Raw genomic sequence first — 8,441 nt, forward strand, 5'->3', positions numbered from 1 at the left:
TCTCATGAAACCCTTTCCTGCTTAGTTTTTGCAAGCTTTTGTCCTGTACTTAGGGCTTCACCTTGCAAGAACCTATTCCAAGTTTTCTACTGCCCCTCAAATTAGGCGACGACGAGTTAGGGGTGAATTTGCAGGACGTGTTTAGCGGAGTCTATGACCGAGCCAGTTATGACTTGCGAATTGATTATCGTCAGCCGCTACCGCCGCCAAAACTCTCAGTTGAGAACCAACAATGGGTGGATGACTTGTTAGCCCCGCTGCGGAGTCCCTAATGCCGAAAGCGTTGCCGGAAAAGTGTCGTCTGTGCGCGAAGTTGCCTGCGATCGAGGCAAAGCAGCTACACGGCGAGGCGGGAGATGGCTGCTGGGATTCACGAGTTTGCCCCAATCGACGATCGTATGCTCGACATCGCGATAGACGCAATCAACAACGCAATCAAAAACGCTGGGCACAACAAGGCAGAATCACGGTTCAGTTGACGGATCAGCCTTTGGAGGAAGGGACGATCGCCCAGATTCGAGAACACCCTGGCATCAAGCAGATTCAGTTTGAGACTCAGTTACCGGATATCGGCTATTCTGCGGTGCTGCAAGTGTATCGTCGTGCCGTGGATGCGCCGCTGGTGGCGATCGCAGGAGAAATCTGGCGCGGCGCTCAGAAGGAAGCGGACATTGCACCCATTGCTTGTGCAACCCTCACTCCCCGGCAGGTCGAAGTCTATGTGGAGCGATTGTTGCAGAAGCTGACGGAGCTGTATGGCGTTCGCAAGTTTGCTGCCCTAGAGGAACTCGCCCCTCAAGCTTGTCCGTAGAAACCTCAATGAGGCAGTTGGATGACTCGTAAGCGGCAGGGTAATGCGTCGATCGTCCAACTGGATCTCTGGGAGGTTCTCGACGTTGCGGAAGCGGTGCCAGAGGAGGCAGATTTGGCGCAGATTTGGACATCGTTGGACAGTGCGCTCGAAGTGCTGAGTGTGCGCGCTCAACTGAAACTGGCAGGAGAGGCAATCTCCCGTCTGGCTCAAATCGTTCAAGACCGCGCCTGGTTGACTATTTCAGAACTAGAGCAACTTGGTAATGTAGAAGGCCCGGTGATGCCGCCTAGGGCGTTCGATCACTTTGTGCGGCAGTCGATGCAGGTGAACTTTGAGCAATTTGTGGAAGCGCCCTCTGTGCCGCCGAGAATAACTCCGGATGTTACCCAAGCTGAGTTTCCTGATGATGGTCGCTCTGTGGTGGTGGAACTGGATCAAGCTGTGCTTCTGGAGGCGTTGGAGGCGGAAGTTGAGTTTGCTTTGCCGCAAACCTTTGAGCAAGCAATCTCCTTGGCGCACAGTGAGAATGTTCAGGCGTGGGATGAGGCGATTCAGCAGTGTTTTGCTTCCCAGCCAGAGCAGTCGATGCGGTTTCTGGAACTGGCGAGGGCGATTCAGGAGAGGAGTCAGGAGAAAGAGGAGGAACTAGGAACGATCTCCGTGCAAACTTGGTTGGCGCTGTTACTGGGTGAATACATTCTGGAGCAGCGGGGAGCGTTTTATCAAGTAGAAACCCTTTGGATTAGGCAAGGCTAGTTATTGAAGTCTCAATTGATGGTAGTGGCACGGGACTGCTGAAGATGAATAAGCCACACCGAGCGCTTTCGTTAGGAGAGGAACTGTTGGAGCAGAAATAGGCTAGGGCGTATTTCATTTATACACCTTCGAGCAGCGCTTCACTTTGTCCCTTGCAAATGGACGCAATGTTCTAGAGGGGCAGTACAACTCCAGCAACTTGGAGCAAATCAATTATCTATTTTGAATTCACCCTTAAATGTTCAGCAGAATTGCACCCCTGCTGCAAGTAAGATAGAGGATCGCCTTGTATGACACTCAGCAAAACTCCTGCCACGATCGCAGCGCAGCATTTATTCAATCGTTGCAACTGGATAGACAAGAAGAGATTGAAGCCCTGTGTGTGGCGGAAATTGCCTTGCTAGGAACAAACCTGCTACAGTAAAGCTAACATTGTTTTCTGACATCGGGAACTGCCTCCATACAGTACGGCTCGATGCCTTTTTCTAGCGCAGAACGCGAACTTTAGAATCCCCTCTGTGTCTTGTTTCTAGCATTTACCTTTGCACTGGTTGCGTATCTCGTGGGCACAAGCATAGAGCTTCAAGCCGTAATCTTGGTTTTAATCTGTCCAATACTCCAAGCGCTCACCCCTGCTAAAGAAAGTCCCCAAATGCTGCTAAAAGATCCGTGAGTCGTGCGATATTTCACAATACGATCGGCTAACCAACTCCCGATCGAGGGTAAGGTCATCAGTTCTGCCAGCGTAGCTAGATTAATATTGAGTCGTCCTGCGGTGTCATAGTGGCTAGGTTCGGTCTGCTGAAGCGAAAACTGAACAGCGATCGTGTGGGTCATTGTGATGTTTTTGAAGACATAAGATGGAGCAATGGTGACTGAATTACCGTCTACTAACAATTCTATGATTTGATAGTCGGGGTCAGGCACGATCGCAAAAGTTTGATCAAAGCCATGCTGAACGACAACGGAACCGATTGGAGTCATTTGACCGTGTGATCCGGCGGTTGCTGCGATCGTATGAGTTTGATTTTGCAAAGGAGTGATCCGCTCTAGCGCCGATCGCGCATTGATCCGACCTGCACCTAACATTCCTGCATACGGTGGGTTGAGGGTATCGATCGGATCTGCGGTGTCTTTGAGCAGTGCGATCGCTTCGGCGGCACTTAAGTCAGGTTTAACCGAAAATAACAGCGCAATCAGACCTGCAACATGAGGAGCGGCAAACGATGTGCCGCAGGTGTAGGCGTATTTTTCTGGCGTTGAGGTTGTGTAAATTCCGGCTCCAGCACTGCCTTTTTCGCCACCTGGTGCGGCGACGGTAATGCTTTGCTGTCCATAGTAAGAATAGCTGGCTTTGCGATCGCCGACTCCAACGGCTGCCACTGTGCAGAGGTTGGTTAACTGCGGATATCGGTAGGTATGAGCCGATGGATAGTGAAGTTCATCCGGTCGTTGGGCAGCGCCTAGGGCATAGTTACCCGCCGAAGCAACGATGGCAACCCCACGGTTTTGTGCCTCGATTAATGCTTCACGAATCCCAATGTGTTCACCATTCGTTCGCCAGCTTAGATTGATGACTGCCCGCTCTCCAGGCTGAAGATAGGTAAGTGCCTGACGAATCGCAGCGGCTCGTAACCCGTAAGCCGGAGACGCAAACTGACCCGGAATTTTAATCGGGAGAATGCGGCAATTAGGCGCGACGGCAGACGCTGCTGCATTTTGCTGACCAATCACCCCCGCAACTTTTGTGCCGTGTGCAATCACTGATTCATTGGGCGATCGCTCACTGTCTAAAACGCCTATATCAAAGTTGAGATCTAGAGTTTGCCAATCGGAACGAAATGCAGTTTGTAGTGCTTCATGATCAGTACGAGCGCCACTATCGATAATGATAATCGTGACGTTGGGTGATCCTCTTGTAATCAGGTGTGCATCCGAAAGATGAATCGCGTTGTAGTTCCAAAAGCGATCGAAGTCTTCAAATTCTTCATCGTTTGGGATCACCGATTGATCCAGTCCAAAATCCTCAAACCCAACCTGATCGATTTCGGCAAAGAGAACGTCGTCTCGCTGTTGGGCACGATCAATCGCTGCTAGTACTGCCCGAACGACATCTCGATCGTCTGGCAAGACACCCAACCTGACCCGGTAATATCCCACTTTGGGAGTCGCATTGGTGACTTGGAATCCCAAGGTTTGAATCATTGATCGACACTGAGCTTCAGCAATGTCGGATCGAAACCACAAATCGAGTGATCCGGGCACGAGATATCGCTCAAAGCCTTCAGCGTCTCGCAGGACGGGATGAACATTGCCAGCAAACGCAGCTTTAAGATCATGAGGAGCAGGATCGGCTTCAAATTCACTGGGCTGCACAATCCGAAAGTCAAACTCTGAGGCAGACGGCAACACTTCAATATAGCCTGTTGATTCCAGGGGATCAGTTGCCTCTAAATCAGTTTTCGCCGGAATCAGGTAGCGTCCCAAAACGGGTGTCAACGTGATTTCTTTGTGTGCTTGCTTGTCCTGATAGCTTAGCGGAGCAATCACAAATAGCTGGTCTAATAGTGCGCGTGATAGTCTAGTCGCTGCTTCCAGTTCTGCGATCGCGTAATAGGGTTGCCCTTGTGCCACAATCTTCGCTCGTTCGGATTTGAGGTGAGGAATCCGAGCAATTTGAGTCGAGGTGATGCGATTAGGGTTTAAGCGGAGTTGCCGGACGGTAGAAGGGTTTTGCAACACACGATCGACTGTGCCACGGTCAAAATGGGTGCGATCGCAGATCGTTTTGGCTGAAACAACGGTTCGTTTTTCAATCACCGTTTGGGCTTCTGCTGGACTCAGGCTGAAGGCAAAGCATAAAATTTCTTGTAGCGATACCCGTTGGAATGGTGGAGTGCTGTTCATAATAAAGCTCCATTTCAAGATCGACGAGCGTTTCTAGCGATCTGTAGCGCTGCGACTCCTGCTGCTAGAACCGTTGCGGCTGATGAACCATTGATGCTGCTACCGCCTGCTAGATGGCTAGGAAAGACACCCTGCCCAGGCGCATAGCAATCCACTTGAGTTTGGCAGCACCAAGCCAGAGGGACACCCGCCAAATCGGTCGCTGAGACAGCAACGACACCGGGCAAACAGGCTGGAAATAAGCAGATATCCGCACCATAATTACCAGCCGCCGCAAAGATCTTGCAGCCTTTTGCTAGAGCCTGACGCACGGCTTGCTTGATAAGCCGCGAACTCTGCCGCCGACCCAAAGGAAGCGCAATCACTTGAGCGCCCTGACTGAGCGCCCACTGGATGCCTTGAGCGATCGCAAAGGCGCTAGTTCCTGAATCGCCGCCCAGAACTTTGCCAAACAGTAAGGTGCAGGCAGGTGCCAGCCCTTGCAAGTGGGTTTGCCCTACGAGTAATGCAGCACTTTTGGTTCCATGTCCGCCGCGATCGGACACGCTGCCGCTACCTATAAAGTCAAGTGCGTAGATCTGGGCACCTTGCAGCAAAGGATGACGTAAACAAATGCCAGAGTCGAGTAGAGCAACTCGAACACCAGAGCCATCCTCTTGGTCTAGAGCCACATCCCAATGAAGCAATTGAGAACCCTCAGTCGCGGCAGTAAAGTCACGCAGCAGTTTGCGAAGGTCACTAACGCCCTCTGGCAATAGCTGAGGCACAGCGAGTCGGGTAATGCTCATAAAAGGGCAGTTCTTTGTTGCTTAAACTTAGCCAGAATTTAGATTGAGAAATCAGAAATAGAAAGAAAGTTTGCAAGATTGCTCCCCCTTTCTATTTCTAATCAGGCTCAAGCTGGTTGACTAGGCATACAGCTTCCAGTAGTAGTCGGCAATGTAGTGCCCACCATGTCCATAAAAGTGAGCAGTCCGCACATTAGAGGTTGGACTTCCCCAAGTGCCGTTAGGATAGTTCCAACGGGCATTAAAGCTAGGTACAGTGCAGCTTGCGGTAAAGACTGGGAAAATGTCATCTTGAAACGCACTGATGATCCAGCCAACAAGCTTGTCAATGATCCAGGCAACCGCTTCACCAATCGCTTTAGAAATGGCAGCACCAACATATTGAGCGAGAGCGCCTGAGACTGCCTTAGCGATCGCTTCTTTCACTTTTTCGCTGACTTTTTCCCAGATGGTGTTGAGGGCAGTCGAGAGTCCGCCGTTGTCTTTCTCAGCGAGTATCAGCGCAACTTTGTAAGCTTTGGGCCAATATTTGCCCTCTTGCATACTAAACCAGTGATAGTTCCAATTCGGAGAATAGTTCCTTTCATCTCCATCATCAAAACCGCCTCCTACGTAGTTTTCAGCAATTTTTTTGCTATCCCCGTCTTCATCGACCGACACCCCCGCGATCGCGATTTCGTCACTGCCCCAAAACTCAGGATTAGTCTCATCTACACACTTGATGCGGGTGATGTAGAATCCTAGTCGATCGGTAACAGCTTGCTCCTCAAACTCATCTCCGCCTGCCCCTGCAAACGGGTCTGACGAGTAGACTGATCCCCAAATTTCTTGCAGCTTTTCTGCATTATGGACTTGAGATTCTGCTGCGTGGTGGGCGGACATATCCATTGCATCTTCAAAATCTTCAAACCCTTGAGGTAGGTTTGCTGTCGGAATCAGAAGCCCTTCGGGTACGATTCGCCCAACGCCTTGAGGAATCGAAAGTTGAGACGTTCTGATGCCAAGTAGCTTTTGATCAATGGCGAGCGGAGTAAGCCCTTCATGGGCGCGGTCAAAGCCAATGCCGACAAACTCTTTACTCTCAAGCTGTCCATACCGTCCGAATAGCGTTGTTCGCAATTCTGGCGTAGCATTCACGAACTGCGCCGCTTTTGTCTGCACTCGCTCTAGCTTAGTTGCATCCATCCGTTTGAATGTCTGCTGAAAGGTTTCTTCTAGCGTGTCGGCACGGACGGCTTGATCCGGATTGGCAGCAACCGAAGCAAAGGAATATTGCACGGCTTGAAGCACATCGTTGGCAATCTTCCGAATTTCACTATTGTCGGGTTCCGTTGCTCCAAAAGTATCTGTAGCAGTCGGTTTTAAAAGTTCAATGGGAAAGCGATCGAGAGAAAGGCGATCCGAGGAAAGGCGATCGAACCGATTGAGCGATGAGATAGGCATAATTCAAGACTCCTTAATCTGAAGAGACACTTATCAACATGACGGAGCGAAGGTTGATTTCGGGGTTGATTTGGTTAAATACGATACAATTTGTGAGAATCTGCTAAGAGAACTTCTCTAACAGCGGGTCAGTCCAGACCAGCAGATGCGTCCATCCGGCAGAACTGTTCCGCTAAAAATGGCTTGCTTCAAGCTTGTGCCCTTTAAATCGGCTCCGCGCAGATTAGCACCCTCCAGATGAGTGCCTTGCAGATTTGCATAACTCAAGTTAGCTTCAGTTAAATTCGCTTGTTGAAGATCCGCGTTTTTGAGGTTTGCCCTGGTTAAGCTGTCCTTGCTTAAATTTGCGCTTTGCAAGCAAACTCCCTGTAAATTCGCGCCCTCCAGAGAAGCTCCTTTAAACTCGCGTATGCCTGCGTGATAGCTCACGAGCAGCTCACGCAGACTGTCTACTGGTTGATTAAACATAGTTCACCCGTAGCAAAACAATGCTTTAATAAACAGATTGCTATGAAATCTCCACAGCAATCTGACTTTTCTCTAGGAAAGATTAGGATTAGCGTTTGGATACAAGGCTTTGGTTCCGCTCAAGCTCCTTGATTGCTGCTAGCTTTGCTGACTGGCAGGATGACGCATTTCCCGTAAAGAATCTGGATCAACATAGTGGCAAGTGGAGTTGTCTTGACAAATGAAAGCCCATCCAGATGGCTCAATTCTCACTAGCTTGTAAGCCGTATGTCGGACAAACGTGCCTTTGTGGTTGCGAGTGCCAACATCAACACCGAGATTATAGTCACCACTGATAATCATTTAGGCTCCTGTTGTAAAGCTTCTCTTACACAAAAGATAAATATTATTTATTTGTCACGTCCTTTTGGTTAATCTAATCTTATCGCTAGAAGTGTCAAGCGATCGTTAAGTTACGTGAGCATCGCCAAGCGCAGACATACATGATTCTGACAAAAATCGGAAATGTGATCGCTTTAGCTCTCCGCGCCGCGATCGTGCTGAAGACCGAACTCAGTTTCTTGAGCAGTGGTAAAGTCAATGCCGATCTGCCACCCACCTGTGTCATAGACCTGATCGAGAAATGTGAGCAGTTCTTCGGGAGCATGAAAGGCAAGCGCGGGTTCTGTCGAAAAACTCAAGACCCATTGATTATTGGGGTGTGACTCAATCAAACCGAGCGGCTGGGCATTGACGATTAGCGTGAGTTGGGCTGTACGATCGAGGGGAGCAGTTTGAAATAGATCCATGAGAAGTGTCATGAGGGGATTGTTCTGGTCTGAAGTAGATATTCCTAAATGGAGAGATTATCGAATTAGCTGCTATTTCCTAAAGCAAGCCAAGTTTCTAAATCAACGCTGCCTGTGAGCGATAGTTCTTGGGAAGACTGGAATCTGTACACTGCGGTATGAGTGCGGACACCAAAGCTGCCATCGATGGCTCCTGGGTCAAATCCCCGCTGCTGCAAACTATCCTGCAAGTTGCTGACCTCTGCTCCGATCGAGCCTTGCTGCAAGAACGCGACCCCTTGCGGGTAACTCGAAGAGATCGGACAGCTATTGATGGGTGTGATGTCGCGTTTCTTTGAGTTCACCATGACGATTCTCTAATTAAAAGGATGGGGGGTTAGCGCTGCTTGATCAAAGCAACAATGTCTCTTGCTTCGGTAAGATATACAGCACATTTCAGGTTTATAGAGTACAGTAACAACAGTCAGCAAACCAGTT

At 49.7% G+C, this 8,441-nt stretch carries 11 protein-coding genes; 4 read left to right on the top strand and 7 right to left on the bottom strand.

Annotated elements, in window-relative coordinates; all coding sequences use genetic code 11:
- The first annotated feature begins 62 nt into the window (after nt 1-62).
- From ACKFKF_RS33365 to ACKFKF_RS33380, 4 genes are all read left to right on the top strand, one after another.
- On the top strand, nt 63-272 hold the full coding sequence (locus ACKFKF_RS33365; RefSeq protein ID WP_446871678.1) for a DUF4058 family protein: 210 nt from the start codon (nt 63-65) through the stop codon (nt 270-272).
- Nucleotides 272-811, top strand: a complete 540-nt coding sequence (locus ACKFKF_RS33370) for a hypothetical protein (protein ID WP_446871679.1) — start codon at nt 272-274, stop codon at nt 809-811. The genes ACKFKF_RS33365 and ACKFKF_RS33370 overlap by 1 nt, the downstream gene beginning before the upstream one ends.
- A gap of 21 nt (nt 812-832) precedes the next feature.
- Nucleotides 833-1,570: a hypothetical protein gene (locus tag ACKFKF_RS33375; RefSeq protein ID WP_446871680.1), complete on the top strand. Its 738-nt coding sequence runs from the start codon at nt 833-835 to the stop codon at nt 1,568-1,570.
- A 286-nt stretch (nt 1,571-1,856) separates the two neighbouring features.
- Nucleotides 1,857-1,994, top strand: coding sequence for a hypothetical protein (locus ACKFKF_RS33380; RefSeq protein WP_446871681.1), 138 nt, complete (start codon nt 1,857-1,859; stop codon nt 1,992-1,994).
- Nucleotides 1,995-2,152: 158 nt separating this feature from the next.
- Here ACKFKF_RS33380 and ACKFKF_RS33385 read toward each other — a convergent pair whose 3' ends face one another.
- The 7 genes from ACKFKF_RS33385 to ACKFKF_RS33415 all read right to left on the bottom strand — a co-directional run bounded on the left by ACKFKF_RS33385 (nt 2,153) and on the right by ACKFKF_RS33415 (nt 8,311).
- On the bottom strand, nt 2,153-4,477 hold the full coding sequence (locus tag ACKFKF_RS33385) for a S8 family serine peptidase (protein WP_446871682.1): 2,325 nt from the start codon (nt 4,475-4,477) through the stop codon (nt 2,153-2,155).
- A 14-nt stretch (nt 4,478-4,491) separates the two neighbouring features.
- Complete coding sequence (locus tag ACKFKF_RS33390) at nt 4,492-5,265, bottom strand: S8 family serine peptidase (protein ID WP_446871683.1); 774 nt, start codon at nt 5,263-5,265, stop codon at nt 4,492-4,494.
- 120 nt (nt 5,266-5,385) lie between these two features.
- Nucleotides 5,386-6,708: a hypothetical protein gene (locus ACKFKF_RS33395; RefSeq protein WP_446871684.1), complete on the bottom strand. Its 1,323-nt coding sequence runs from the start codon at nt 6,706-6,708 to the stop codon at nt 5,386-5,388.
- A 117-nt stretch (nt 6,709-6,825) separates the two neighbouring features.
- A complete protein-coding gene (locus tag ACKFKF_RS33400; protein WP_446871685.1) occupies nt 6,826-7,176 on the bottom strand; it encodes a pentapeptide repeat-containing protein in 351 nt (116 codons plus the stop codon).
- Between the two features lie 138 nt (nt 7,177-7,314).
- Nucleotides 7,315-7,518: a hypothetical protein gene (locus ACKFKF_RS33405; RefSeq protein ID WP_446871686.1), complete on the bottom strand. Its 204-nt coding sequence runs from the start codon at nt 7,516-7,518 to the stop codon at nt 7,315-7,317.
- Between the two features lie 173 nt (nt 7,519-7,691).
- Complete coding sequence (locus ACKFKF_RS33410; RefSeq protein WP_446871687.1) at nt 7,692-7,964, bottom strand: hypothetical protein; 273 nt, start codon at nt 7,962-7,964, stop codon at nt 7,692-7,694.
- A gap of 65 nt (nt 7,965-8,029) precedes the next feature.
- Nucleotides 8,030-8,311 carry a peptidoglycan-binding domain-containing protein gene (locus ACKFKF_RS33415; RefSeq protein ID WP_446871688.1) on the bottom strand — a complete coding sequence of 94 codons (282 nt, stop codon included), beginning with the start codon at nt 8,309-8,311 and terminating at the stop codon, nt 8,030-8,032.
- Nucleotides 8,312-8,441 lie beyond the last annotated feature (130 nt).

It is taken from the genome of Phormidesmis sp. 146-12 (assembly GCF_052939495.1).